The following is a 25,718-nucleotide window of genomic DNA, read 5'->3' on the forward strand; positions in this document are numbered from 1 at the left end:
GCCTCCCTCAGCGCGCGCGCGGATCGGCCAGGCGGCCGACGATGTCGGAGAGCAGATTGATGCCGATGAACACCGCGCCGACCAGCAGCGTGCCGCCCAGAACGGCGTTCATATCCGCGTTGAGCAGCGAGTTCGTCAGATAGCGGCCGAGCCCCGGCCAGGCGAAGATCGTCTCGGTCAGTACCGAGCCTTCGAGCAGGTGCATGTAGGAGAGCGCGATCACCGTCACCAGCGGAACCACGGCGTTGCGCAGCGCATGACCCCAGACCACGCGAAATTCGGAGACACCCTTGACGCGTGCAGCAACGACATATTGCTGCTGCAGCTCGTTGATCATGAAGCTGCGCGTCATGCGGCTGATATAAGCCACCGACAGGATGCCGAGCACGGAGGCCGGCAGGATCAGATGCGAAAACGCGTCGCGGAAGGCATCCCACTCCCCCTGCAGCGCCGCATCCAGCACGACGATGCCGGTGATCGGGTCGAACAGGTCCTGGTAGGCGACACCGACGCGGCCCGGCCCGGCGACCCAGCCGAGCTTGGCATAGAACAGCAACAGCCCCATCAGGCCGAGCCAGAAGACGGGGATCGAATAACCGAACAGACCGACGATGCGGGCGATCTGGTCGGGCCAGCGGCCCTGATGGGTCGCTGCGACAACCCCGAAAGGCACGCCGATGACGACGCCGATCAGCGTGCCGAGCGTGGCGAGTTCCAGCGTCGCCGGGAAGACCGTTCTCAGATCCTCGGTGACGAGGTTCGAGGTCAGAACGGAGCGGCCGAGGTCGCCGCTGAAGACCTTGCCGATATAGATCGCAAATTGCTGCCAGAGCGGCTTGTCGAGGCCGAGATCGAGCCGGGCCTTCTCGTAGACGTCGGCGGGAGCCCGGTCGCCGACCACCGCCAGGACCGGGTCGATCGGCATGACCCGCGCGATCAGGAAGGTGACGAGCAGCAGCCCGAAGATCGTGATGGCGACCGTGGTCAGCTCGCGCCCCGCGATGCGCCCCCACCGGCTGCCCTGCCCCACCCAACTCGTCGACGCTGCTGACATTCCACTCTTTCACGATGCACCGGCGCTCACGACGGCGCCGGCAGGGCGTTAGCGGTGGCCGGGCGGCACCGCAAGCGCGAAGCAGGCGCCCGCCTTTCGCCCCGAGGCGAAAAGCGGGCGCAGCGGGCCGTCCTCAGCCCTTGGTGATCGGCGCGTAGAAGTTGGTGTCGGAGCTGGGCCCGATCACCCAGCCCTTCACGTTCTTGCGCTCGGCCGTGACCTCGACCTGCTGGAACATGATCACGAAGGGGGAGACCTTCTGATGCTCGCGCTGGAGGTCGCCATAAACGGCGGCGCGCTTGGTGGCGTCGGATTCGAGCACATTGGCCTGGGTCTTCTTGGTCATCTCCGGGATGTCCCAGGCGTTGCGCCAGGCCAGGGTCTTCGACTTCGCGTCCTCGCCGTTGTTCTCGTTGATGGCGAAGGTCTCGGCATTGGTGTGCGGATCGAGATAATCGGGCCCCCACTGGCCGATATAGATGTCGTGGGTGCGGGCGCGGTACTTGGTCAGGGTCTGCTTGCCGTCGCCGGGGATGATCTCGAGCTTGACGCCGGCCTGGGCCCAGCTCGCCTGGATCGCCTGGGCGATGTCGGTGATCGGGCTGACGGAACGGGTATCCATGGTCACGGTGAAGCCGTCCTTCAGCCCGGCCTTGGCCAGCAGTTCCTTGGCCTTGGCGAGGTCGAACTTGTAGGGCTTGTCGTCGATCGCGCCGAGGAAGCCCTTCGGCAGGAAGGATTCGTGGCCCTTATAGGTGCCCTCGACGATGTTCTTCTCGATCGCGGTGTAGTCGACCAGGTATTTCAGCGCCTCACGCACCTCCGGCTTGGCGAGGTTCGGGTTCTTCTGGTTCAGGCCGAGATAGAGGATGTAGCCCTTGTCGCCCTGGACGATGTCGATGTCCTTGCTGGCCTTGACGCCGTCGAGCTGGTCTTTCGAGAGGTTGCGGGCCATGTCGATGTCCCCCTTCTCAAGCAGCAGGCGCTGCGAGGCGGGCTCGGCCACATGGCGGACGACGACGCGCTTGTTCTTCGGCGCACCCTTGTACCAGCTCTCGTTGGCGTCGAGCGCATATTGCTCGTTGGGGCGGTAGGCGCGCACCTTGTAGGCGCCCGAGCCGGCCGAGTTCAGCTTCAGCCATTCGTTGCCCCAGTCGCCGTTCTTCTCATTGGCCTTGACCAGCTTGGCATCGACCACCGCGGCCACGCCGGAAGTGAGGCAGTTCAGGAAGAAGGTCGGCGCGAAGGGCTTGGAGACGGTGATCACGACCGTCGAGGCGTCAGGCGCCTTCACCTTGTCGAGCACGGTATCCTTGTTGAGGCCGAACTGGGTGAGGATGAAGCCGGGCGATTTGTTCAGGGTGACGGCGCGCTGGATCGAATAGATCACGTCGGCCGAAGTCAGCGGATTGCCCGAATGGAACTTCACATTGGGGCGCAGCTTGAAGGTGTAGGTCAGCTGGTCAGGGCTGACCGTCCAGCTCTCGGCCAGCTCGCCGACGAGCTTGTTGCCGTTGGCGAGATCGACGCCGACGAGCTTGTCGTAGACGTTCGCGCCGACCTCGACGCCCGAGAACTCGAAGGCCTCGGCGGGATCGAGCGAGATGATGTCGTCGATCTGCTTGGCCATGACCACCGTGTCCTTCGGCGTCTGGGCCAGGGCGGAGGTGGCGGTCGTGGCCATCAGGGCGGTAAAGGCCGAAACGGCCATGAGCTTGGCGAAGTGACGCATCGATTTCCCCGTTCTGACGTTATGACCGTTCCTCAGGGAACGGATTTGCCCGAAATCTGCAACCAGTTGCCCGCCTCTGTCCAGCCAGGAACAGCTTAGGGAAGCGGCAGAGCGAATGATTGTGCACATGTGTTGGGCAAGAGCTCAACAGGGTGATGCTCCAGCGGTCAGCTCTTCTCTTGCGCTGGGTCAGCCCGCCGTTCACCTTCACCAGGCGGGGCACTCAGGCCCTGCCCGAAAGACGGGTGCCGGGACTTGGCCATCATCGCAGCGCTGAACCATGTCACGCATTACCGCTACGACAGGCCGGTGACGCTCGGGCCCCAGATCATCCGCCTGCGCCCCGCTCCCCACTGCCGGGCGGCGATCAACAGCTATTCGCTGAAGGTCACCCCGGCGCAGCATTTCGTGAACTGGCAGCAGGACCCGGCCGGCAACTGGCTGGCCCGCTTCGTCTTCCCGGAGCCGGTGAGGGAATTCCGCATCGAGGTCGACGTCGTCACCGAGCTGTCGATCATCAACCCGTTCGACTTCTTCGTGGAGACGGAGGCCGAGACCTTCCCGTTCGCCTATGAGCCGGAGTTGAAGACGGAGCTGGCGCCCTATCTCGTGACCGAGCCTTCGGGCCCGCTGATCGAGGCCTTTCTTGCCGCCTTGCCGAAGGAGCCCGTCAACACGGTCAACTTCATCGTCGATCTCAATGCCCGGCTGCAGGGGATGATCGCCTACGGCATCCGCATGGAGCCCGGCGTGCAGGAGCCCGAGCACACGCTCGCCATCGGCTCCGGCTCCTGCCGCGACACGAGCTGGCTGCTCGTCCAGATCCTGCGCCGGCTCGGCCTCGCGGCGCGCTTCGTCTCCGGCTACCTCGTCCAGATGAAGGCCGATATCGACCCGATCGAGGGGCCGCGCGGCACCGACAAGGACTTCACCGACCTCCACGCCTGGGCCGAGGTCTATATTCCCGGTGCCGGCTGGGTCGGACTCGACCCGACCTCCGGCCTTCTCACCGGCGAGGGGCATCTGCCGCTGGCGGCGACGGCGCATTACCGCTCGGCCGCGCCCGTTTCCGGCGTGGCGAGCTATGCCGAGACGACCTTCGACTTCCATATGAGCGTGGCGCGGGTGCACGAGGTGCCGCGCATCACCCTGCCCTTCTCCGACGAATCCTGGCAGGCGCTCGACGCGCTGGGCGAGCGGGTCGAGGCCGATCTGAAAGCGCAGGACGTCAGGCTCACCATGGGCGGCGAGCCGACCTTCGTTTCGATCGACGACCAGACCGGCGAGGAGTGGAACACCGCCGCCGTCGGGCCGACCAAGCGCCAGCGCGCCGACATGCTGATCCGGCGGCTGCGCGAGCGCTTCGCGCCGGGTGGCATGCTGCATTACGGCCAGGGCAAGTGGTATCCGGGCGAGAGCCTGCCGCGCTGGGCCTTCGCGCTGTACTGGCGCCGAGACGGGCAGCCGATCTGGCGCAACCCCGACCTCATCGCCCGCGAACCCGGCGCGCAGACCGGCGGCGACCGCGAGCTGGAGGCGCGCGCGGCGATGGAGGACGCGCAGGCGCTGGCGGCGACATTGTCGCGCCGCCTCGGCCTCGGCGAGGAGTATGTGCTGCCGGCCTATGAGGACACAGGCCACTGGCTGCTGAAGGAAGCGCAGCTACCGGAGAACGTCGATCCGCTCGATCCGCGCCTCGCCGATCCGGAAGAGCGGGCGCGGATGGCGCAGGTCTTCCAACTGGGTCTCGGCCAGCCGCGCGGCTACGTCATTCCGGTGCAGCGCTGGCAGGCGGCGGCGGAGGACCGGCGCTGGCGCTCCGAGAAATGGCGGCTCAGGCGCGGCCGGCTGTTCCTGGTGCCGGGCGATTCCGCGCTCGGCTACAGGCTGCCGCTGGGCTCCCTGCCCGTCGTTCCCAAGGCCGAATACCCGCATATCCATCCGCAGGATCCGCTGGAGCCGCGCCCGCCGCTGAAGCCGGCAGGGCCGGCGGCTGCGAGCTGGGGCGAGCATCCCGAAGCACTGCACGAGGCTCCCGCGCACGCCGCAGCAGCAGCGACGTCGGAGGCACGTCCGGCCGCGGCACAGCCCTCGATCGAGTCCGACCCTGGAACGGCTTCCGCCAGGCAGGAGCGCGTCGAGCAGGAGATCGGCGGCGAGCATGTGCGCACGGCGTTGAGCCTCGAAATCCGCGACAACGTGCTTTGCGTTTTCCTGCCGCCGGTCGAACGGCTGGAGGATTATCTCGACCTCGTGGCCTCGGTGGAGGCGGCGGCCGAGGAAACCGGGCTGGCCGTCCATATCGAGGGCTATGCACCGCCCTTCGACCCACGGATCGACGTGATCAAGGTCACGCCGGACCCCGGCGTCATCGAGGTCAATATCCACCCGGCGACGGATTGGCGCGAGGCGGTGGCGATCACCCGGGGCGTCTACGAGGAGGCACGGCTGGCGCGGCTCTGCGCCGAGAAGTTCATGGTGGACGGGCGCCATACCGGCACGGGCGGCGGCAACCATGTCGTGCTCGGCGGCGTGACGCCGGCGGATTCGCCCCTCCTGCGCCGGCCGGACCTGCTGAAGAGCGTCGTGCTCTACTGGAACCGGCACCCTTCGCTCTCCTATCTGTTCTCGGGGCTGTTCATCGGCCCGACCAGCCAGGCGCCGCGCATCGACGAGGCGCGGCAGGATGCGCTCTACGAGCTGGAGATCGCTCTGGCGCAGGTGCCGGGGCCGGGCGAGGCGCCGATCCCGCTCTGGCTGGTCGACCGCCTCTTCCGCAACCTGCTGGTGGACGTGTCCGGCAATACCCACCGCACCGAGATCTGCATCGACAAGCTCTATTCGCCGGACGGTCCGACCGGGCGGCTCGGCCTGCTCGAGTTCCGCGGCTTCGAGATGCCGCCGGATTCGCGGATGTCGCTGGCGCAGCAGCTTCTGCTCAGGGCGCTGATCGCCTGGTTCTGGCGGCAGCCGCAGGAGGGCAAGCTGGTACGGTGGGGAACCGTCCTGCACGACCGCTTCATGCTGCCCGAGATGGTCTGGCAGGATTTCCGCGAGGTGCTCGCGGATCTGCAGAGCGCCGGCTATGCGTTCGACCCGGTCTGGTTCGAGGCGCAGGCGGAGTTCCGCTTCCCCTTCTTCGGGAAGGTCACCCATGGCGGCGTCGAGATCGAGATCCGGCAGGCGCTGGAGCCCTGGCATGTCCTGGGCGAGACCGGGGCGATCGGCGGCACCGTGCGCTACGTGGATTCCTCGATCGAGCGGCTGCAGGTCAAGGCGACCGGCTTCGTGCCAGGCCGCCATGTGATCACCTGCAACGGCAGGCGCCTGCCGATGACCGCGAACGGCGTCACGGGAGAGGCGGTCGCCGCCGTGCGCTTCAAGGCATGGCAGCCGGCTGAGGGGCTGCACCCAACCATTCCGGTGCATGCGCCGCTGACCTTCGACATCGTCGACAGCTGGGTCGGGCGCTCGCTGGGCGGCTGCGTCTACCATGTCGCCCACCCTGGCGGGCGGAATTACGAAACACCGCCTGTGAATTCCTACGAGGCGGAGGCAAGACGGCTCGCACGTTTCGAGTCGATCGGTCATAGTCCCGGCGCTCTGGCGATTCCGCCGGAGGAACGCAGCGCCGAGTTCCCGTTCACGCTGGACCTCAGGCGAAGCGGATGAAACGAGGCGCGGCTTCTGGTCGTCCGTCCGATTCCGGCCGGAAGGAAGACGCGCAGGCAGAGGTTGAACCAAAGACATGGGGGCGCAGGGCCGCATCCGCTCTGGACGCACGAGAGCGGAGCGCCGCGCCGCGCTTCTCGCCGGCTATCGCCCGCTGCCCGGCACCTATGACGAGTTCATCGATGCCGCCGGCTCTGTCCGCCCGCATTGGGAGCCCTTCCTCGCGGAATGGTGCGCGCTGTCGCAGGCCGAGCTGACGCAGCGTTTCGGCCTGGCCGACCGGCATGTCCACGACACCGGCGTGTCCTACCGCGTCCACGGCGACATCGACGAGCGCGACCCCAGCGCCGGCGAGCGCTCCTGGCCTCTGTCCCATGTCCCGCTGGTCATCTCGGGGGCGGAATGGCAGGCAATCGCGGCGGGCGTCGCCCAACGCGCCGGCCTGCTCTCGATGCTGCTCGACGACATCTACGGGCCCGGCGAGATCGTGGCCAAGGGGTTGCTGCCGGCCGCCGCGATCACCGGCAGCCCAGATTATCTGCGCCCGCTGCACGGGACACCGGGGGGCGGTGCGCTGCAGCTCTATGCGGCCGATCTCGGCCGGGGGCCGGACGGGCGCTGGTGGGTGCTGCAGGACCGGACGCAGGCTCCGTCCGGCACCGGCTATGCGTTGGAGAACCGCCTCGCGCTGACCCGCGCCTTCCCGGACATGTACCGGTCGATGAACATCGAGCGGCTGGCGGCCTTCTTCCAGGGCTTCCGCGCCGGGCTCGTCGCACGCTCGAGGCGGGTCGATCCACGCATCTGCCTGCTGACGCCGGGTCCGCTGAACGAGAGCTATTTCGAGCAGGCCTATCTCGCCCGCTATCTCGGCTTCCTGCTGGTGGAGGGCGGCGACCTGGCGATGCGGGAAGGCCGGGTGCATGTGCGCACGATTGCCGGACTGAAGCGCGCCGATGTGATCTGGCGCCGCATCGACGGGGATTTCGCCGACCCGCTGGAGCTCAACGCCCGCTCGCAGCTCGGCGTCGCCGGGCTCGTCGAGGCGGTTCGCGAAGGCCATGTCCATATCGCCAACGGGCTCGGCAGCGGGGTTGTCGAGGCGCGTGCGCTGATGAGCTTCCTGCCCGCCATTGCCGAGAGGCTGCTCGGCGAGGCGCTGATCCTGCCCAATGTCGCGACCTGGTGGTGCGGGCAGCCGCAGGAGCGCGAGACGGTTCTCGCCCGCTTCGAGGAGATGAGCGTTGCGCCCGCCTTCCGTGATGCGGGCGGGCTCGACCGGGCGCCGGTCGTGGTCGGCGAGATGCCGGCGGCGGCCCGCGCCGCCTTGCGCGAGCAGATCGCGACGCAGGGCATGAACTATGTCGGGCAGGAGGTGGTCCGGCTTTCGACCATGCCAGTCTACGAGCAAGGCCGGCTCGCGCCGCATCCGATGACACTGCGCGTCTTCGCCGCCGCTACCCCGGATGGCTGGAAGGTGATGCCCGGCGGCTTCTGCCGCATCTCGGACGAGCCGGACGCGCGCGCCGTCAGCATGCGCAACGGGGTGCGCTCCAGCGATGTCTGGGTGACGTCGGAAACGCCGGTCGAGCAAGTGACGCTGCTGCCCACCGCCGACCGGATCACGATCCGCCGCGTGACCGGCACGCTGCCAAGCCGGGCAGCGGACAACCTGTTCTGGCTCGGCCGCTATCTCGAGCGCAGCGAGGCGACCCTGAGATCGGTCCGGGCCCTGCTCGGGCGGCTGATCGATGCCGACGCCCCTGCCCCCGGCCGGATACGCGCGCTGCGACAGCTCGCGGAGTTGCTCGTCGCCTGGGGCGCCGCGCCCGGCGGCCGCGGCCAGACGCCCGCCTCCCAAGCCTATCACGCGCTGCACAGCCTCGACGATTACGGCTCGGCCGCCGCCTCGCTGCGGGAGGCACGGCGGACAGCCTCGGTCATCCGCGAGCGGCTTTCGGTCGATGCCTGGCGGCTGTTCGGCGACCTGCAAAGGCAACTTGCCTCCGCGGAGGACCGCCGCAGGCCGGAAGGCGAGACCTATGAACTGGCCGACCGCGCCCTCAAGACGCTCGCGGCCTTTTCCGGCCTCAGCCAGGAGAACATGGTGCGCGGCCCGGGCTGGCGCTTCCTCGACATCGGGCGGCGGATCGAGCGCGGCATCGCGACGTGCCGCTTCGCCCGGCAGTTCGCCGACCCGGACGCATCGAGCGAGTCGCTGGATGCGCTGCTCGACCTGACGGATTCGCAGATCACCTATCGGTCGCGCTACCTGCTTGGGGCCAGCCTCCAGCCCGTGCTCGATCTGGTCGTGCTCGATCCCTTCAATCCGCGCTCCGTCGCCTTCCAGATCGAGCGGCTCGATGCCGAGATTCGCGACCTGCCCTCGCTGACCGAGGACGGCATGCTGGAGACGCCGCGCCGGCTTGTCCTGCGGCTCGCTGCCGATTGCCGGACGGCGGAGGCAAGCCGCCTCGACCGCGCCAGCATCCTGCTGTTCGAGCAGTTGCTGATGGGGCTTTCGGCGGCGATCGCCGACCGCTACTTCCTCCAGAACGGGGGGCCGGAAGGCTCCAGGCTGACGGGCATCGCGTGATCTACGAAGTTCGCCACGTCACGACCTACGGCTATAGCCGCATGGTGCCGTTCGCCCGCTGCATCCTGCGGTTGCTTCCGCGCGACGAGCCCGGCCAGAGCGTCCAGGCGAGCGAGCTCGCGATCACGCCGCGCCCGGCCGAGCGCAGCGACGGGCTCTGCTTCTTCGGCAACCACATGACGACCGTGTCGATCACCAGGCCGCATCGCGAGTTGCGGGTGGAGATGCGCGCACGGATCACGGTCGAAAGGCCGGCGCCGCCGCATCCGGGATTGACGCGCAGCTGGGAGGAGGTCGCGGCGCTGGCGCTGGCCTCCGCGAGCCTTGCCCCCGACTCGCCGGCCCACCAGTTCTATCCGAGCCGGCTCGTGCCACCGGTGCCGGCCGTCGTCGCCTATGCGCGGGAGAGCTTCGGCGCCGGCCGGCCGGTGCTGGAGGCCGCCTGCGAGCTGATGGCCCGGATCCGGCGAGACTTCACCTATGATCCGGACGCGACGGAGGTCTCGACGCCGCTCGCCGAGGCCTTCGCGGCGCGCCACGGCGTCTGCCAGGATTTCGCGCATATCATGATCGCGGGGCTGCGCGGCCTCGGCCTGCCGGCCGCCTATGTCAGCGGCTATATCCGCACCATCCCGCCGCCCGGCCAGAAGCGCCTGGAGGGCGCCGATGCCAGCCATGCCTGGGCGACGATCTGGTGCGGGCCGGAGACCGGCTGGATCGGCCTCGACCCCACCAACGACCTGATCGTCGCCGACGACCACATCGTCACCGCCATCGGCCGCGACTATGCCGACGTCTCCCCGCTCGATGGCGTGCTGGTCGGCCCCGGCTCGCAGAAGATCGGGATCGCGGTGGACGTGATTCCGGTCGGCTGAGACAGCGGACAGCCGGCCATGTTCATCCTGAAGCCGCTCGCCGACCGGCGCATCGCCCTGCTCTGGGGGGCGCAGGTGCTCTCCGCGACGGGCACCGAGTTCTACATGGTGGCGGTGATCTGGATCGCCGCGGCGCTGATCGGCCGCGACGCCGGTTATGTGTCGGCGCTGCAATCGGGCGCCCTGCTCTTCGGCAGCCTGTTCGCCGGCGTGCTGACCGACCGCTGGCGGCACGGGACGACGATGGTCGGCGTCAGCCTGTTCCGGGCGGCTTTGCTCCTGCTGCTGGCGGCGGCCGGCGCCTTGGGTTTCATGAGCCTGCCGCTGCTGGCGGTGACGGCCGGGCTCGTCGCGCTCGCCACCTCCGTCAACGATCCCGCCTTGCAGGCGACGCTGCCCATGCTCACGCCGGGGGTTGCCACCCGCCACGCCGTCAACGGCCTGTTCGACGCGACGCGGCGGATGGCGCGCATCCTGGGCCCGAGCCTGATCGCGCTCGTGAACGGGATCGTCCCGATCGGCCAGTTTTTCATCATCACCGCCAGCGCCCTGCTGCTCTCGGCGCTGGGCGTGAAAGCCGCGCTTCGGGACACGCCGCTGCCGATGCCGGAGAGGAGCCGTGGCTGGCCGGCGGCGATCGACGCGGTGATCGGCGGCGCGCGCGCCGTGCGGCACCACCGGCTGATGCATTTCGGCCTCGTCGCCGTCCTGATCGGGAACCTGACCTGGGGGATGGGCCTGCTGCTCGGCATGGCCCTTCACCTGCGCGCGACGAGCGCGGAGCCTCTCACCGCCTACGGCCTGATGATGAGCGCCTATGGCGTCGGCAATCTCGGCTGCAGCATCGTGCTGGCCGGCATCACGCCGAAGCGGCCGCTGCTCTGGATCGTGACGTCCAAGCTGACCTTCGGCCTCGGCATCCTGCTGATGCCGTTCGCGCCCAACGCGACGCTGCTGATGGCCTACGCGGCCTTCGCCGCCATCAACGGGCCGTTCGAGAACCTCGCGATGCTGCACATCATGCAGCACGATTTTCCGCCGCAACGCATCGCGCAGGTCTACCGCCTGCAGATGTGCGCGACCTTCGGCGGCTCGCTGATCGGCTATCTCGTCGCCCCCACGCTCTTCGCCGCCTTCGGCCTCGCGCCCATGATCGCGACCCTCGGTGCCCTGACCTTTTCAACCGGGCTGATCGGTCTTGCGCTGCGACGCCGGCTGCAGACCGGGCCCGCGCCGAAATGACAACGGCCCCGGTCTGCACCAGGGCCGCGGGGAGAGGCTGAAAAGCCGCTGCCTGGTTCAGGCCAGCGTGTAGGCCGTCTTCACCGTGGTGTAGAACTCCTTGGCATAGGCGCCCTGCTCGCGCGGGCCGTAGCTCGACCCCTTCCGGCCACCGAAGGGCACATGATAGTCGACGCCCGCCGTCGGCAGGTTGACCATCACCATGCCGGCTTCGCTGTTGCGCTTGAAGTGCGTGGCGTATTTCAGCGAGGTCGTGCAGATGCCGGAGGAGAGGCCGAACTCGGTGTCGTTGGCGACAGCGAGCGCCTCGTCGTAATCCTTGACGCGGACGATGTTGGCGACCGGGCCGAAGACCTCCTCGCGCGAGATGCGCATGGCGTTGGTGGTCTCGGTGAAGAGCGCCGGCTGGAGGTAGAAGCCGGGGGTGTCGCGCTTCAGGAGCTCGCCGCCGAAGGCCAGCTTTCCGCCCTCGTCCTTGGCGATCTGGATGTATTTCAGATCCTGGTCGAGCTGGTTCTGGTCGACGACCGGGCCGATATGGGTGCCGGCCTTGAGCGCGTCATCGACGACGACGCCCTTCAGGCGCTCGATGCAGGCCTCGACGAATTTGTCATGGATGCCAGCCTGGACGATCAGGCGCGAGGACGCCGTGCAGCGCTGCCCGGTGGAGAAGAAGGCGCCGTTCACGGCAACCTCGACGGCGGTCTTCAGATCGGCGTCGTCGAGCACGACGAGCGGGTTCTTGCCGCCCATCTCGAGCTGCACCTTCTTCATCGGGTTCGAGGCGATGCAGGCGGCGGCGACCTTCCGGCCGGTCGCGACAGAGCCGGTGAAGGAGATCGCAGTGACGTCCTTGTGCTCCAGCAGCGCCTGGCCGACGACCGAGCCACGGCCCATGACGAGGTTCAGCACGCCCTTGGGCAGGCCGGCGCGCTGGATGATGTCGACCAGCGCCCAGGCCGAGCCGGGCACGAGATCGGCCGGCTTGATCACGACGCAGTTGCCCCAGGCAAGCGCCGGGGCGATCTTCCAGGCCGGGATCGCGATCGGGAAGTTCCACGGGGTGATCATGCCGACGATGCCGATCGGCTCGCGGGTGATCTCGACGCCGACGCCGGGGCGTACCGAGGGGACCATCTCGCCGCCGAGACGCAGGCATTCGCCGGCGAAGAAGGCGAAGACCTGGCCGGCGCGCCCCGCCTCGCCGATACCCTCGGCCAGCGTCTTGCCCTCCTCACGGGAGAGCAGCTTGCCGAGTTCTTCCTTGCGGGCCAGGATCTCGTCGGAGGCCTTCTTCAGGATATCGTAGCGCTCCTGCGGCGTGGACCGGCTCCAGCCGGGAAAGGCGGCCTTGGCAGCGGCCACCGCGGCATTCAGATCCTCGACCGTGCCCTGCGCATACTCGCCGACGACGTCATTGGTGTCGGACGGGTTGATGTTGCGGGACGCATTTGCGCCGCCTGCCCATTCGCCGGCGATGAGGTTCTTGAAGGGCGCGTTCATCGGTTTCTCTCCCAGGCAACTGATGGCGCCGTTGTTAGCGGTTTTACGCCGCCCTGGCCATTGTCGGGAAGGGACGCGGCGTCCCGCTCGTCGCAGGACGCCGGCTTCTCATCGCGGCTTGTCCCGCCGTCACTTCTTCTCGATCGAAAGGCCCTTGTTGCCCACGGAGATTTCGACACCTTCGGGCTTCTTGCGCTCCTGATAGAGCGAGTACCCGGTGACCGCGAGGGCCGCGACGAGAACCACGACGAGAAGAACGAGCAGATTGCGGGATGCGGGCATGGGTGATCCTTGACCAGGGCGGCATGATGCCGGGGCGGGTCGCTAACCCCGATCGAACGGGAAAGTTCCGCGTGCGGAGCGCGTCCCCATGCCGCTGCCGACATTTCGCCAGGGTCCGGGCTGTGCCATCATGCCATGAGCAGGAGCTCGCCCATGCCGGACACCGAACTGCAGGAACGCATCTGGACGGCGCTCGCGGCGCATCCGGTCTCGATGGTCTCGCTGGCGACTTCCGAGGGCGTGAGGACACGGCCGATGTCCGGCCAGATCGACCGCGACCGGCACCGCCTGCTGTTCATCTCCCACCGGCATACCGGCATCATCGGGGAGGCCTTGCGCTCGCCCTCGGTCTCGGTGGCCATCAGCCAGGAGGACCGCAACTTCTACGCGGCGGTCACCTGCGCGGCGTCGGAGGTCGTCGACCGGGACCTGCTGCGGGAGATCTGGACGCCGCTGGCCGATGCCTGGTTCCCGAACGGCGCCGACGATCCGGACGCCACGATCCTGGCATTGACGCCGGTCACGGCCGAGATCTGGGACGGCCCGTCGAGCAGCGTCCTCGTTGCGTTCAAGCTGGCGACCGCCCGCATTCTCGGACGATCACCGACGCTCGGCGTCAACGCCACCATCGATATGCGCTGAGGCGCCGGCTTCAGGCCGGCTCCGAGGAGGCCGCCCAGCGCCCGATCCAGGCGGTCACCAGGCTCGCCCAGGCGACGCCGAGCAGCCAGCCGCCGAGAACGTCGGTCGGCCAGTGCACGCCGAGATAGAGCCGGCTCAGCCCGATCAGCACGATCATCACCCAGGCCAGGACCAGGCAGAGCCGGGCGATGTCGGCGCGCTTCGAGGACAGGCCGATGAAGCCGGCGATGCTGAGCATCGTCACGGTCGAAAGAAAGGCATGGCCGCTCGGGAAGCTCGCCGTGAAGGTCAGGGCCTCGTGGGTGACGATGTCGGGCCGGTCGCGGCCGATCGCGATTTTGAGACCGTTGCTGACGACGAGCGCGGACAGCACACTGATGACGAGGCCGATCGCGAGCGGCCGGTGCCCGCACAGCCACAGGGCCAGCGCGGCGGCCGTGGTCATGAAGAACAAGCCGACGAAGCTGCCGAGCGCAGTCATGTCCCGCACGGCCTCCTGCAGCCACGCAGGTCCCAACGGCGTCGTCGGATCGCCCGGCTCGCGCAACAGCAGGATCAGCGTGCGATCGAAGCCGAAATGGTGCCCAGTCGAGATCACCGCCGCCAGAGCGAGAAAGGCGAGCGCAGCCAGGATCGGCAAAGCCAGATGGGGCTGCAGCAGCGACGGCGCGCGGCTCGCCAGCGACGGCCTCGGGCCGGGCATGTCATGGGAGGTGGAGGCAGGTTTCATCGGCAGCTCTTGGCGCTCTCGACTGACGCTCAAGGTTTCTTGGCGCGGGCGGCGATCACATGGAGCGCGCGCGGCAGCAGGCTGTAGCTCTGCAAGCCGCCGCGACGCTCGACTTCGCCGTCGAATGTAACATGCCCGCGCCGCTTGTCGCGCCGCCTCAATGTCACGGCGTCGCCGGTGAAGGAGACGAGATGCTCCGAATTGCGCCAACTGCCGGAAACGATCGACAGCGCCGCCTTGCTGCGCGAATAGAGCCCGCCGGCATTGAGGACATGGACCTCGAAGATGCCGCCATCGAGCGCCTCGCGCCGCCATTCGGCACCGTCGAAGCGGTTGACGGTGACCAGCACGGCATCGGCCTCGACGCTGACATTCTCGCCGCCGATCGCGATGTCGACGGAAACGGGCCGGGTGAACAGCACGGAGCGCGTCGCGGCGAAAGCGAAGGCCGCCGCGCGGCTGAAGGGGAAGCGGCGCCGCGCCTGCTCGCGCTCCCGCGCCATCAGACTGAAGAAGCCCATGCCCGAGAGGGAATGGAACAGCCGGTCATTGGCGCGCCCGACATCCATCCGGATGGGCTCGCCGGAGCAGAGCGCGGCGACCTGCTCCTCGAGCGTGCCGTAGAGGCCGAGGTCGCGGCCAAGCACGTTCACCGTTCCCATCGGCAGGATGCCGACCGGCCCCGGCGCCTGGATCAGGACGGGAAGAACCCGGTTGATGCTGCCGTCGCCGCCGGCGATCACGGGGATGGCTCCCTCGGCTTCGATGGCGAGCGAGAGCGCGTCGTCGATATCGCGGGGCGGGACGAGCCTGATCTCCGCATCGGAGCCGCAGGCGGCAAAGGCAGCCCGCAGCCTCTCGCGAAAAGCGACCGGGCCGGCCTCCAGGACCGTGCCGGCACGGGCATTCGCAACGATGGTGTGACGCATGAAGGGCCTGGATCCGGACCGGAGCGTCCTGATGTCACATCGCCGGGCGGGCGTCGAGCTGCCTGAAATGCCGCGGCATGAGGCGCATCGGCTCTTCCTCCAGCTCCTCGGTGATCACTTCGAAATGCTGCAGCGTATGCGGCCCGAAGGAGCTGATCATCGCCGTGTCGGCGGCATCGCGCCCGCGGCAGATGACGATGCGGCCGATCCGGGGCTCGTTGTGGCGGGCGTCGAAGGTGTGCCAGCGGCCGCCGAGATAAACCTCGAACCAGGCGTTGAAATCCATCGGAGCGGGATTGGGAGCCACGCCGATGTCGCCGAGATAGCCGTTGCAGTAGCGCGCCGGGATATTCATCGCCCGGCACAGCGCAACGGCCAGATGAGCGAAGTCGCGGCAGACACCGACGCGCTCCTCGAACGCCTCCGCCGCGGTGCGGGTCGAGCGGGCGAAGTGGTAGCCGAAGGTGAGGTGGTTGTGGACGAAGTCGACGATCGCCTGCACGCGCGCCCAGCCGGGCACGGTGTTGCCGAACAGGCTCCAGGCCTGGGCGCCGAGCTTGTCGGTCTCGCAATAGCGGCTGCCGAGCAGGAAGGGCAGCACGTCGTCCGGCAAGCGCGAGGGCGGGACCTCGCGCGCATCGGGGCTGATCCGGTCCGGCTCGCCGGAATCGAAGATGACCCCTTCGGATTCGAGACGCATGCCGCCGGCCGGAGCCACGATGCGGCGACAGATATTGCCGTAGGCATCGAGATGCTGGCTCATCGGAAGCTCGTTGAGCGGGTCGGTCAAGGACGTCGCCCGCATCTCGTCCGGCGTCGTCAGATCATGGCGCCGGGAAGGATGAACGTCGAGCAGGGTCACCAGGGGAAGATCCTGTGCGCACACCAGTTCAATCCGATACCCGTAGCGGATCCGCATGTTTGACTCCTGCGAGGTGGAAAAGGCGCCGCCAAGGCCTGCAACATGCGGCCCGGCTCCGTTTTCTTTGTCCTCAGACGCGGCAGGCCCGCTTCGGGTTCCCTTCGGTCAACAAAAAAGACCGCCTGAGCGGCCTCTGAAACGGAAGATGCGGGCCTTTCGGCCCGCATCCCGCCGCCACGACGGTTCGGCTGGGGGGATAGCAACCGCCGCGACCTGCCACTGGCAGCCGCTACATCATCCAGTAGGGCATCGTGCCGTAGTAGTCGTGGACACGCTTCCCGTAAGCCTTGTCCTCCCAATCGGGCTCACCCTCGCTGTCATACATCGGAGCGGCCTCGAGCTTTTCCTTGGTCAGCGGCACCACGTAACCGCCGCGCTGGGGGTCGTAGTCGAGCACGCTCCACGGGATGGGGTGGTATTTCTCGCCGAGCCCGAGGAAACCGCCGAAGGACATGATGGCGTAGGCCACCTTGCCGGTCTGCTTGTCGAGCATCACGTCGTAAATCTCGCCCAGGTGATCCCCGGCGCTGTTGTAGACGTCGGTCCCGGCAACGCGGGCTCCCGCGATAAGCGGATTGCCGCTGGTCGTCACATTGGCCATCGTCATGTCGCTATGTCTCCGCTTGGAGCGAGGTGCCGGCGACCGAGGGTCGAAGCGGCACTCGCCGTGGAAATCTCCCTACCCAACGTGCTCTTCCAGCGAAGGTTCCCGGCTTCACAGCGTTTCTGGCGCCGAACCGGATGGCTCCTGAACGCCGCGAGCGGAGCCCGCGCGCCTCCGCCCACGGCCGCCCTCGATGTCCTTGTTGACCCTGGCGTGAACGACAGCCTCAGCAGAGGTTCACCCAAGGTGAGTCAGACAGGGAACCTTGGGCGCCGCGGATCGTTGTGGCGTCGAGCGATACACGTCCCAACGATCCGAGGAGGAACCTCACCCATGAAGAAGCTCATGCTCATCGTCGCCTGTGGCGCGGCCATCGGTGCCTGCACCCCGCGCGAACAGAATGCCGGCACGGGCGCTCTGGTCGGAGCAGGTGCGGGCGCGATCATCGGTGGCGCGGCGACGGGTCGTGCGGGCGGGGCGTTGGCCGGCGCGGCGATCGGCGGCGCCAGCGGCGCGCTCATCGGCGGCGCGGCGACGCCGCAGTACTGCTATGGCCGCGACGAATACGGCCGCCGGATCACCTATTCCTGCTGACCGAATCCGGTTCGAAGCCATCGGCCCGCCAGCGATGGCGGGCCTTTTTTTGCGCTCAGGCCGGGCCATACGGGCCGAAGCGGCCGACGAAACGGTGACGCGGCCCGGGATACAGCAATCGCACCGCCGTGACGGGCCGGTCCTGGTTCCAGGTGCGGCGCTCGACGAGAAGGCAGGGCTCGGTCTCGGCGATCTCCAGCAGCCCGGCCTCCTGGACCGAGGCGCCAACCGCGCTGATCGCATGCTCCGCCTGCGACCACAGGCTGTTTTGCAGCAGCCAATCGCCCGGCGGCACCTCGGCGAAAAACTCGCCGGCAGCCGCGGCAACAGCTGCGAGGTGGATGATGCGCTCCTCCAGCACATGCGGGCGCCCGTCCCCGCGATGCAGCACCAGGAGGTGGACGATCCTGTCGGACCGCTTCAGGCCGAAGCGCTCGGCCACCTCCGGCGAGACCTTCCCCACCTCGCGCGCCAGGATCTCATAGGCGTAGTCCTGGCCGAGCCGCTCGATCTCCTCCGGGATCGAGAGGATGTCGAACATCGCGTGGCTGGCCGGCGGGCTGGCCACCACCGTCCCGGAGCGGCGACGGCGGGTGATCAGCCCCTCGCGCGCGAGCTGGACCAGCGCCCGGTGCACCGTCATCCGCGAGGTGCCAAGCTGCTCCATCAGCGCATGTTCGGGCGGCACCGGCGTCCCCGGCGGCCAGGCCCCACCGACGACGAGATCGCGGATCGCCCGCCGGATCTGGTCGTAGACCGGCCCGGCCCCGTCGAGTTTCAGCGTATCGGACTGCGTCTCTGCCATGGCTTGTCCTAAGCCAGGAGCCGGCGCATCACGTCGGCGAAGCGCCGCCGCACCGGCTCGCGGGCGTGATGGCGCCCTTCGGAAACCACGGTCCTGCCGCCGACGACGACCTCGCGCAACGGCAGGGCGTTGGCCGCGAAGATCGCGCTGTCCAGCGCATCGGCGCCGTCCTTGCCGACCAGCGCCGGGTGGTCGAGATCGAGCGTGACGAAATCGGCGCGGCAGCCCGGCGCGATCCGGCCGATCGCGCGCCCGCAGGCCTGCGCGCCGCCAGCACAAGCCGCCTGCCAGAGCGCATGGCCGGTCGAAGCCTCCTCCTGCGCGAAAAGCGCACGACGCCGGTCGCGCAGGCGCTGCGAATATTCGAGCTGGCGCAGTTCGGAGCCGGCATCGATCTGGATGTTGGAATCGCTGCCGATACCCAGCGCACCCCCGGCATCGCGATAGCGCACGCCGTCGAAGATGCCGTCGCCAAGGCTCGATTCGGTGATCGGGCACAGGCCCGCCACCGCGCCGGAGCGGGCGATCCCGTCGCGTTCTTCCCCGGTGAGGTGAGTGGCGTGGATCAGGCACCAGCGCCGGTCGAGCGGGATCGCGTCCATCAGCAGCTCGACCGGGCGGCGGCCGGTGATCTTCAGGGCGGCCTCGACCTCCGGCACCTGCTCGGCGACATGGATATGGATCGGATCGTCGGGCCGCAAAGAGGCGAGCCAGCCGAGATCGTCCAGCGCGACGGCGCGCAGCGAATGCGGCGCGACGCCGAGGCGGGAATCCGGCAGGTCGCGAATCGCCGCGGCGCTTCCTTCGAGAAGGTGCAGATAGGCGTCGCGCTCGTTGACGAAGCGGCGCTGGCCATGGACCGAGGGCGCCTGGCCGAAATTGCCGAAACGATAGAGCACCGGCAGCAGCGTCAGGCCGAGCCCGGTCTCGGCGGCGGCGGCGGCGATCGCCTGCCCCATGGCGGCGATGTTCGCATAGGCGCGCCCGTCCTTGTCATGATGCAGGTAGTGGAATTCGGCGAGCGCTGTGAAGCCGCCCTCCAGCATCTCCACGAAGGCCTGGGAGGCGATGGCCCGGACATCGTCGGGGTCGAGCCGGTCGAGGAAGCGGTACATCACCTCGCGCCAGGTCCAGAAGGAATCCTCGGGTGCGCCGCGCCGTTCCGACAGCCCGGCCATGCCGCGCTGGAAGGCGTGGCTGTGCAGGTTCGGCATGCCCGGCAGGGCAAGGCCGGCGAAGCGGCGCCCCTCGCCTGCCGTGGAGGCTCCCGGCTCGACGGTCGTGATCGTGCCATTCTCGACCGTCAGCTTGACGTCGCGGGCGAAGCCTTGCGGCAGCAGTGCCTCGGCCAGATGCAGGGTTTCGATCACCGCGGGACTCCGTCGATCAATTGCATAGGCAAATAGCCTCTTGTCATTTGCATATGCAATTAGATAGCATATCCGAAACGCCAGCATAGCGGGGAGAATGCGACGTGGCGAAAGCGCCGATGGGGACGACGCACTGCGACAGGCTGTGGACCCATGCCCGGCTGGCGACGATGGCGGGACCGGAGCCCTATGGCGCCATCGAGGACGGTGTGATCGCGGCCAGCGGCGGGCGGATCGTCTATGCCGGCCCGCGCAGCGAGGCCCCGGCCTTCGCGGCTGACGACACCGTCGATTGCGGCGGCCGCTGGATCACCCCCGGCCTGATCGATTGCCACACCCATCTCGTCTATGGCGGCGACCGGGCGCATGAGTTCGAAATGCGGCTTCAGGGCGCGAGCTACGAGGACATCGCGCGCGCGGGCGGCGGCATCCTCTCTTCGGTCAAGGCGACGCGGGCCGCAAGCGAGGACGAGCTGTTCGCGACCGCCGACCGGCGCCTTTCCGAGCTGATGCGCGAGGGCGTCACCACCGTCGAGATCAAGTCGGGCTACGGGCTCGACATCGAGAGCGAGGCGAAGGTGCTGCGGGTCGCGCGCCGGATCGGCCGCGAGCGGCCGGTCACGGTTCGGACCACCCTGCTGGGTGCCCATGCCGTCCCCCCCGAATACAAGGGCCGCTCCGGCGATTACGCCGCGCTGGTCGCCGGGCCGATGCTGGACGCGGTCGTTGCGGAAGGGCTCGCCGACGCGGTCGACGTGTTCTGCGAGGGCATCGCCTTCTCGCCGGAGGAGACAAGGCTCGTCTTCGCCGCGGCGAAGGCGAAAGGGCTCGCCATCAAGATCCACGCCGAGCAGCTCTCCAATCTTGGTGGTGCGAAGCTCGCGGCGCAGATGGGGGCGCTCTCGGCCGACCATCTCGAGCATCTCGACGAGGACGGCGTGATCGCGATGGCGCAGGCCGGCACCGTGGCGGTCGTGCTGCCCGGCGCCTTCTACTTCCTGCGGGAAACGGTGAAGCCGCCGATCGAGCTGCTGCGCAAGCACGGCGTGCCGATCGCGCTCGCGACCGACGCCAATCCCGGCACCTCGCCTCTCACGTCGCCGCTGCTGACGATGAACATGGGCTGCACCTTGTTCCGGCTGACGCCGGAGGAGGCGCTGGCCGGCATGACCCGCCATGCCGCCCGTGCCCTCGGTCTTCAGGACGAGATCGGCACGCTCGAGACCGGCAAGGCCTGCGACCTCGCCATCTGGGAGATCGAGCGTCCGGCCGAACTTGCCTATCGCATCGGCTTCAACCCGCTTCACGCCCGCATCCGGAACGGCCAATGACCGCGATCTCGCTCAAGCCCGGCGCCACCGCCCTCACCGACTGGCGCGCCATCCTGGACGGCGCCTCAGCGACGCTCGGCGGCGATAGCGGCCATTCGATCGCCGCCGGCCAGTCAATCGTCGCCGAGATCGTCGCCGCCGGCACGGTGACCTATGGCGTCAACACCGGCTTCGGCAAGCTCGCCAGCGTGCGCATCGCCGATGCCGATCTGGCGCTGCTCCAGCGCAACCTCATCCTCTCCCACGCCGTCGGCACGGGCCCTGCCCTGCCGGACGGGATCGTGCGGCTCCTGCTGGCGATGAAGGCGGCGAGCCTGGCCCGCGGCGCCTCCGGCGTGCGGCCGGACGTGGTCGCGGCGCTGACCGCGGCGCTCGCAGCCGATGCGCTGCCGCTGATCCCCGCCAAGGGCTCGGTCGGCGCTTCCGGAGACCTCGCGCCTTTGGCCCATCTGACGGCTTCGCTGATGGGCTTCGGCGAGATCCGGATGAAGGGCGAGACGCTTCCGGCCGTCGAAGGGCTGAAGCGCGCGGGGCTCGCCCCGCTTGCGCTCGGCGCCAAGGAGGGGCTTGCGCTCATCAACGGCACTCAGGTTTCGACGACGCTGGCACTGGCGGGGCTGATCGCGATCACGCGCGTCTTCGATGCAGCCCTGGTGGCGGGTGCGCTCTCGGTCGATGCGCTGAAAGGCTCGGACACGCCGTTCGATCCACGCATCCAGGCGCTGCGCGGCCAGCCCGGCCAGATCAGGGTGGCGCGCACCCTGCTGGAGCTGATCGCCGGCAGCGCCATCCGCGAAAGCCACCGCCATGGCGACACCAAGGTTCAGGACCCCTATTCGCTGCGCTGCCAGCCGCAGGTGATGGGCGCGGTGCTGGATCTCCTCGCCAATGTCGCCGCAACGCTGTCGATCGAGGCCAACGCGGTCACCGACAATCCGCTGGTGCTGGGGCCGGGCGAGATCGTCTCGGGCGGGAACTTCCACGCCGAGCCGGTCGCCTTCGCCGCCGACATGCTGGCGATGGGCGTCTGCGAGATCGGCAACCTCTCGGAACGGCGCATGGCACTGCTGGTCGACCCCGTGATGAGCGGCCTGCCGCCCTTCCTCGCCCGCGATGCCGGGCTGAACTCCGGCTTCATGATCGCGCAGGTGACGGCCGCCGCGCTCGCCTCCGAGAACAAGCAGAAGGCCTATCCGGCCAGCGTCGACACCATCCCGACCTCAGCCAACCAGGAGGACCATGTCTCGATGGCGACGCATGGCGCCTTCCGCCTGCTCGACATGGCGCGCAACGCCGCCAGCATCATCGGCGTCGAGTTGATGGCGGCGGCGGAAGCGATCGAGCACCACCGCCCGCTGAAGACGAGCGCCCGGCTGGAGCCGGTGCTGGCGCTGCTGCGCCAGACGATCGCACCGCTGACCGAGGACCGGTATCTGGCGCCCGACCTCGCGGCGGCGACGGAGTTCGTGCTGTCGGGCGCGGTCGGCGAGGCGGCGGGGCTGGATTCGTTCGCGGAGTTCGGGGCGTGAGGCTCGCGCGTCATTCTCGGGCGGAGCGCAGCGCAGACCCGAGACTCTCGGGCAGGAGATGCTCGGGGCAAGCCCGAGCATGACGGAGCATGAACGCATGACCTCGATCGTCACGGTCACCCGGGGCCCCTCCCCGCTGATCCTCTCCATGCCCCATCCCGGCACCGGCCTGCCGGCCGAGGTCGCCGCCCAACTCAACGAGCGTGGGCGTCTCGTCGAGGACACCGACTGGCATATACGCGAGGTTTACGCCTTCGCGGAGCGCTTCCAGCCGACGATCGTCGAGGCGAAGCTGTCGCGCTATGTCATCGACCTGAACCGCGATCCGTCCGGCGTCTCGCTCTATCCCGGACAGGCGACGACCGAGCTGGTGCCGACGACGACCTTCGACGGCGCGCCGATCTGGGATGTCCCGCCCGACGCGGCCGAGATCGAGCGGCGCCGCATCGCCTATTTCCAACCCTATCACGACGCGCTCGCGGCCGAGATCGAGCGGGTCAAGGCCGCCCATGGCTATGCTGTGCTGTGGGACTGCCACTCGATCAAGTCGGTCATCCCCCGGCTCTTTCCCGGCACGCTGCCGACGCTCAATCTCGGCACCAATTCGAGCGCGAGCTGCGCGCCAGCCGTCGAGGCCGCTGCCGTGGCGGCGATGGGCGGGCAGCCGCTCAGCCATGTCGCGAACGGGCGGTTCAAGGGTGGCTGGATCACCCGCCATTACGGCCGCCCGGCCGAGCATGTGCATGCGATCCAGATGGAGAAGGCGCTCAGCGCCTATCTTTCCGCCGAGACCGCACCCTGGACCTTCGATGCGTCCCGGGCCGCCAGCCTGCAATCCGCCCTCTCAGCCATCATCGAAGCCGCTCTGAATGCGGCCGCCACGCTCGAACGGAGCCGTTCATGACCCGCATCGACAACAGCCGCGTCATCCGCTCACCGCGTGGCACGGAGCTCTCCGCCAAGAGCTGGCTCACCGAAGCGCCGCTGCGCATGCTGATGAACAATCTCGACCCCGACGTCGCCGAAAAGCCCGGCGAGCTCGTCGTCTATGGCGGCATCGGCCGGGCCGCCCGCAGCTGGGAGGATTTCGACCGGATCTGCGCGTCGCTGCGTTCGCTGGAGGCCGACGAGACGCTGCTGGTCCAGTCCGGCAAGCCGGTCGGCATCTTCCGGACGCACCCGGATGCGCCGCGGGTGCTGATCGCGAACTCCAACCTCGTCCCGGCCTATGCGAACTGGGAGCATTTCCACCATCTCGATAAGCTCGGGCTGATGATGTACGGCCAGATGACGGCCGGTTCCTGGATCTATATCGGCACGCAGGGCATCGTTCAGGGCACCTACGAGACCTTCGTCGAGGTCGGCCGGCAGCATTATGGCGGCTCGCTCAAGGGCAAGTGGATCCTGACCGGGGGGCTCGGCGGCATGGGCGGGGCCCAGCCGCTGGCCGCGACCATGGCCGGCGCCTCGATGATCGCCGTCGAGTGCAAGCCCTCCTCGATCGAGTTCCGCCTGCGCACGCGCTATCTCGACGAGAAGGCCGACAGCATCGACGAGGCCCTGAAGATCGTCGAGGCGGCGCATGCGAAGGGCAAGGCGGTCTCGGTCGGCGTGCTCGGCAATGCCGCCGAGATCTTCCCCGACATGGTCCGCCGCGGCATCCGCCCCGATGTCGTCACCGACCAGACCTCGGCGCATGATCCGCTCAACGGCTATCTGCCGGCCGGCTGGACGCTGGAGGAGTGGGAGGAGCGCAAGGAGCGCGATCCCGCCGGGACGATCGAAGCCGCCAAGCGCTCCATGGCCGAGCATGTCAAGGCGATGCTCGACTTCCAGCGCATGGGCGTGCCGACGCTCGACTACGGCAACAACATCCGCCAGATGGCCAAGGACATGGGCGTCGCGAACGCCTTCGACTTCCCCGGCTTCGTGCCCGCCTATATCCGCCCGCTGTTCTGCCGCGGCATCGGCCCCTTCCGCTGGGCGGCCCTCTCGGGCGATCCGGAGGACATCTACCGGACCGACGCCAAGGTGAAGGAGCTGATGCCGAACGACGCGCATCTGCACAACTGGCTCGACATGGCGCGCGAGCGCATCCAGTTCCAGGGCCTCCCCGCCCGCATCTGCTGGGTGGGGCTGGGCGACCGGCACCGCCTGGGCCTCGCCTTCAACGAGATGGTGGCCAAGGGCGAGCTGAAGGCGCCGGTCGTGATCGGCCGCGACCATCTCGATTCCGGCTCCGTCGCCTCGCCCAACCGCGAGACGGAAGCGATGAAGGACGGCTCGGACGCGGTCTCCGACTGGCCGCTGCTGAACGCGCTGCTCAACACCGCGGGCGGCGCGACCTGGGTCTCGCTGCATCATGGCGGCGGCGTCGGCATGGGCTATTCGCAGCATTCGGGCGTGGTCATCGTCGCCGACGGCACGCCGGCAGCGGCCAAACGGCTGGAGCGCGTGCTCTGGAACGACCCGGCCACCGGCGTGATGCGCCATGCCGACGCCGGCTACGAGATCGCGCAGGACTGCGCGCGCGAGAAGGGGCTGAAGCTGCCGGGGATTTTGGGGTAAGCCCGCTGTCATTCCGGGGCGGCCGAAGGGCGAACCCGGAACCCACGACCGGGAGAGCCCGGCTCGGTTCATCAGGCCTCCAGTCTTGATGCCCCGGCCCAGCCGTGGGTTCCGGGTTCTCCGCTGGCGCGGAGCCCCGGAATGACAATTGGTCTCGATGCGAAGGAAGCCCATGCACATCATCCGCGCCGCCGATTGCAAAACCATGCCGTGGAAGAACGGCGGGGGGACCACGACCGAGATCGTTGTTTCTCCAAAGGGAGCTTCCCTGAACGCTTTCGACTGGCGCATCTCGATGGCGCATGTCGGGGCTGACGGACCGTTCTCCTCTTTTCCCGGAATCGACCGAACGCTGTCCGTGCTGAGCGGCAACGGCATCCGGCTCGCCTTCGGCGACGGCGAGACGGTGAAGCTCGATCGAGCCTCCCGCCCCTTCTTCTTCGCGGCCGACCGCGCCGTCGACGGGGTTCTGGTCGACGGGCCGATCGACGACCTCAATGTGATGAGCCGTCGCGGCGCATGGACGCACCGCATCGAGCGGCTGAGGGGCGGCGGCTCGTTCAGCGCGGAGGAGGGCGTGCTGGTGCTGGTCGCCCGCGAGGGCGATTGGCAGGTCGACGGGGCAGCGCTTCCCGCTGGTGACAGCGCGGTGCTCGATGCGCCGGGGCGCGTCGAGCTGAGCGTCAGCGGCAGCGCAGCAGAGCTCTATGCGGTGTGGCTGACGAGCGAGCCCTGACT

At 68.4% G+C, this 25,718-nt stretch carries 21 protein-coding genes; 11 read left to right on the plus strand and 10 right to left on the minus strand.

The genetic code is table 11. The annotated features are described in order from the left end of the window. Nucleotides 1-7: 7 nt before the first annotated feature. Nucleotides 8-1,054, minus strand: a complete 1,047-nt coding sequence (locus BW981_RS04270) for an ABC transporter permease (protein ID WP_076436442.1) — start codon at nucleotides 1,052-1,054, stop codon at nucleotides 8-10. A gap of 133 nt (nucleotides 1,055-1,187) precedes the next feature. Next, entirely contained in the window at nucleotides 1,188-2,786 is a 1,599-nt protein-coding gene (locus tag BW981_RS04275) for an ABC transporter substrate-binding protein (RefSeq protein ID WP_076436444.1), read from the minus strand. A gap of 255 nt (nucleotides 2,787-3,041) precedes the next feature. On the opposite strand from BW981_RS04275, the gene BW981_RS04280 reads away from it, so the two are divergent. From BW981_RS04280 to BW981_RS04295, 4 genes are all read left to right on the plus strand, one after another. Next, a complete protein-coding gene (locus BW981_RS04280; protein WP_076436445.1) occupies nucleotides 3,042-6,458 on the plus strand; it encodes a transglutaminase family protein in 3,417 nt (1,138 codons plus the stop codon). A gap of 76 nt (nucleotides 6,459-6,534) precedes the next feature. After that, nucleotides 6,535-9,054, plus strand: coding sequence for a circularly permuted type 2 ATP-grasp protein (locus BW981_RS04285; RefSeq protein WP_076436447.1), 2,520 nt, complete (start codon nucleotides 6,535-6,537; stop codon nucleotides 9,052-9,054). Next, complete coding sequence (locus tag BW981_RS04290; RefSeq protein WP_076436448.1) at nucleotides 9,051-9,929, plus strand: transglutaminase family protein; 879 nt, start codon at nucleotides 9,051-9,053, stop codon at nucleotides 9,927-9,929. The genes BW981_RS04285 and BW981_RS04290 overlap by 4 nt, the downstream gene beginning before the upstream one ends. Before the next feature lie 18 nt (nucleotides 9,930-9,947). Then, a complete protein-coding gene (locus BW981_RS04295; protein WP_076436450.1) occupies nucleotides 9,948-11,171 on the plus strand; it encodes an MFS transporter in 1,224 nt (407 codons plus the stop codon). Between the two features lie 57 nt (nucleotides 11,172-11,228). Here the strand turns inward: BW981_RS04295 and BW981_RS04300 are convergent, their stop codons facing one another. Beyond that, on the minus strand, nucleotides 11,229-12,674 hold the full coding sequence (locus tag BW981_RS04300) for an aldehyde dehydrogenase family protein (RefSeq protein WP_076436452.1): 1,446 nt from the start codon (nucleotides 12,672-12,674) through the stop codon (nucleotides 11,229-11,231). 129 nt (nucleotides 12,675-12,803) lie between these two features. After that, nucleotides 12,804-12,956 (minus strand): hypothetical protein, encoded by a 153-nt coding sequence (locus tag BW981_RS22950; protein WP_175624035.1) that lies wholly within the window; start codon nucleotides 12,954-12,956, stop codon nucleotides 12,804-12,806. 153 nt (nucleotides 12,957-13,109) lie between these two features. Here BW981_RS22950 and BW981_RS04305 point away from each other — a divergent pair, with 153 nt between their 5' ends. Then, nucleotides 13,110-13,598 (plus strand): pyridoxamine 5'-phosphate oxidase family protein, encoded by a 489-nt coding sequence (locus BW981_RS04305; RefSeq protein WP_076436453.1) that lies wholly within the window; start codon nucleotides 13,110-13,112, stop codon nucleotides 13,596-13,598. Nucleotides 13,599-13,608: 10 nt separating this feature from the next. Here BW981_RS04305 and BW981_RS04310 read toward each other — a convergent pair whose 3' ends face one another. The 4 genes from BW981_RS04310 to BW981_RS04325 form a co-directional block, all read right to left on the minus strand. Continuing rightward, nucleotides 13,609-14,328 carry a phosphatase PAP2 family protein gene (locus BW981_RS04310; RefSeq protein ID WP_076436455.1) on the minus strand — a complete coding sequence of 240 codons (720 nt, stop codon included), beginning with the start codon at nucleotides 14,326-14,328 and terminating at the stop codon, nucleotides 13,609-13,611. 29 nt (nucleotides 14,329-14,357) lie between these two features. Then, complete coding sequence (locus BW981_RS04315) at nucleotides 14,358-15,257, minus strand: diacylglycerol/lipid kinase family protein (RefSeq protein ID WP_076436457.1); 900 nt, start codon at nucleotides 15,255-15,257, stop codon at nucleotides 14,358-14,360. Nucleotides 15,258-15,291: 34 nt separating this feature from the next. After that, nucleotides 15,292-16,176 (minus strand): transglutaminase-like domain-containing protein, encoded by an 885-nt coding sequence (locus BW981_RS04320; protein WP_076436459.1) that lies wholly within the window; start codon nucleotides 16,174-16,176, stop codon nucleotides 15,292-15,294. Nucleotides 16,177-16,408: 232 nt separating this feature from the next. Then, a complete protein-coding gene (locus BW981_RS04325; RefSeq protein ID WP_210188642.1) occupies nucleotides 16,409-16,786 on the minus strand; it encodes a PRC-barrel domain-containing protein in 378 nt (125 codons plus the stop codon). Nucleotides 16,787-17,116: 330 nt separating this feature from the next. On the opposite strand from BW981_RS04325, the gene BW981_RS04330 reads away from it, so the two are divergent. Beyond that, nucleotides 17,117-17,377, plus strand: a complete 261-nt coding sequence (locus BW981_RS04330; protein WP_076436461.1) for a glycine zipper domain-containing protein — start codon at nucleotides 17,117-17,119, stop codon at nucleotides 17,375-17,377. A 55-nt stretch (nucleotides 17,378-17,432) separates the two neighbouring features. Here the strand turns inward: BW981_RS04330 and BW981_RS04335 are convergent, their stop codons facing one another. Both BW981_RS04335 and BW981_RS04340 read right to left on the minus strand, forming a co-directional pair. Further along, nucleotides 17,433-18,182, minus strand: coding sequence for a UTRA domain-containing protein (locus BW981_RS04335; protein WP_076436463.1), 750 nt, complete (start codon nucleotides 18,180-18,182; stop codon nucleotides 17,433-17,435). An 8-nt stretch (nucleotides 18,183-18,190) separates the two neighbouring features. Continuing rightward, a complete protein-coding gene (locus BW981_RS04340) occupies nucleotides 18,191-19,552 on the minus strand; it encodes a formimidoylglutamate deiminase (RefSeq protein ID WP_348521396.1) in 1,362 nt (453 codons plus the stop codon). Nucleotides 19,553-19,671: 119 nt separating this feature from the next. On the opposite strand from BW981_RS04340, the gene hutI reads away from it, so the two are divergent. From hutI to BW981_RS04365, 5 genes are all read left to right on the plus strand, one after another. Further along, nucleotides 19,672-20,883 carry an imidazolonepropionase gene (gene hutI / locus BW981_RS04345; protein WP_076436465.1) on the plus strand — a complete coding sequence of 404 codons (1,212 nt, stop codon included), beginning with the start codon at nucleotides 19,672-19,674 and terminating at the stop codon, nucleotides 20,881-20,883. Continuing rightward, nucleotides 20,880-22,412: a histidine ammonia-lyase gene (gene hutH / locus BW981_RS04350; protein WP_076436467.1), complete on the plus strand. Its 1,533-nt coding sequence runs from the start codon at nucleotides 20,880-20,882 to the stop codon at nucleotides 22,410-22,412. Before hutI ends, hutH begins: the two co-directional genes overlap by 4 nt. Before the next feature lie 97 nt (nucleotides 22,413-22,509). Beyond that, on the plus strand, nucleotides 22,510-23,316 hold the full coding sequence (gene hutG / locus BW981_RS04355) for an N-formylglutamate deformylase (RefSeq protein ID WP_076436849.1): 807 nt from the start codon (nucleotides 22,510-22,512) through the stop codon (nucleotides 23,314-23,316). Continuing rightward, nucleotides 23,313-24,980: a urocanate hydratase gene (gene hutU, locus BW981_RS04360; RefSeq protein WP_076436469.1), complete on the plus strand. Its 1,668-nt coding sequence runs from the start codon at nucleotides 23,313-23,315 to the stop codon at nucleotides 24,978-24,980. Before hutG ends, hutU begins: the two co-directional genes overlap by 4 nt. Nucleotides 24,981-25,152: 172 nt before the next feature. Continuing rightward, on the plus strand, nucleotides 25,153-25,716 hold the full coding sequence (locus BW981_RS04365) for a HutD/Ves family protein (protein ID WP_076436471.1): 564 nt from the start codon (nucleotides 25,153-25,155) through the stop codon (nucleotides 25,714-25,716). The last annotated feature ends 2 nt before the right edge of the window (nucleotides 25,717-25,718 follow it).

It is taken from the genome of Allobosea sp. TND4EK4 (genome assembly GCF_900156025.1).
Classification (GTDB): Bacteria; Pseudomonadota; Alphaproteobacteria; order Rhizobiales; family Beijerinckiaceae; genus Allobosea.

Excerpts from the sequence above, each read along its gene's own strand:
- BW981_RS04270 (WP_076436442.1), bottom strand. The coding sequence starts at position 1,054 with ATGTCAGCAGCGTCGACGAGTTGGGTGGGGCAGGGCAGCCGGTGGGGG.
- BW981_RS04275 (WP_076436444.1), bottom strand. The coding sequence starts at position 2,786 with ATGCGTCACTTCGCCAAGCTCATGGCCGTTTCGGCCTTTACCGCCCTG.
- BW981_RS04285 (WP_076436447.1), top strand. The coding sequence starts at position 6,535 with ATGGGGGCGCAGGGCCGCATCCGCTCTGGACGCACGAGAGCGGAGCGC.
- BW981_RS04295 (WP_076436450.1), top strand. The coding sequence starts at position 9,948 with ATGTTCATCCTGAAGCCGCTCGCCGACCGGCGCATCGCCCTGCTCTGG.
- BW981_RS04300 (WP_076436452.1), bottom strand. The coding sequence starts at position 12,674 with ATGAACGCGCCCTTCAAGAACCTCATCGCCGGCGAATGGGCAGGCGGC.
- BW981_RS22950 (WP_175624035.1), bottom strand. The coding sequence starts at position 12,956 with ATGCCCGCATCCCGCAATCTGCTCGTTCTTCTCGTCGTGGTTCTCGTC.
- BW981_RS04305 (WP_076436453.1), top strand. The coding sequence starts at position 13,110 with ATGCCGGACACCGAACTGCAGGAACGCATCTGGACGGCGCTCGCGGCG.
- BW981_RS04310 (WP_076436455.1), bottom strand. The coding sequence starts at position 14,328 with ATGAAACCTGCCTCCACCTCCCATGACATGCCCGGCCCGAGGCCGTCG.
- BW981_RS04315 (WP_076436457.1), bottom strand. The coding sequence starts at position 15,257 with ATGCGTCACACCATCGTTGCGAATGCCCGTGCCGGCACGGTCCTGGAG.
- BW981_RS04320 (WP_076436459.1), bottom strand. The coding sequence starts at position 16,176 with ATGCGGATCCGCTACGGGTATCGGATTGAACTGGTGTGCGCACAGGAT.
- BW981_RS04325 (WP_210188642.1), bottom strand. The coding sequence starts at position 16,786 with ATGACGATGGCCAATGTGACGACCAGCGGCAATCCGCTTATCGCGGGA.
- BW981_RS04330 (WP_076436461.1), top strand. The coding sequence starts at position 17,117 with ATGAAGAAGCTCATGCTCATCGTCGCCTGTGGCGCGGCCATCGGTGCC.
- BW981_RS04335 (WP_076436463.1), bottom strand. The coding sequence starts at position 18,182 with ATGGCAGAGACGCAGTCCGATACGCTGAAACTCGACGGGGCCGGGCCG.
- hutI (WP_076436465.1), top strand. The coding sequence starts at position 19,672 with ATGGGGACGACGCACTGCGACAGGCTGTGGACCCATGCCCGGCTGGCG.
- hutH (WP_076436467.1), top strand. The coding sequence starts at position 20,880 with ATGACCGCGATCTCGCTCAAGCCCGGCGCCACCGCCCTCACCGACTGG.
- hutG (WP_076436849.1), top strand. The coding sequence starts at position 22,510 with ATGACCTCGATCGTCACGGTCACCCGGGGCCCCTCCCCGCTGATCCTC.
- hutU (WP_076436469.1), top strand. The coding sequence starts at position 23,313 with ATGACCCGCATCGACAACAGCCGCGTCATCCGCTCACCGCGTGGCACG.
- BW981_RS04365 (WP_076436471.1), top strand. The coding sequence starts at position 25,153 with ATGCACATCATCCGCGCCGCCGATTGCAAAACCATGCCGTGGAAGAAC.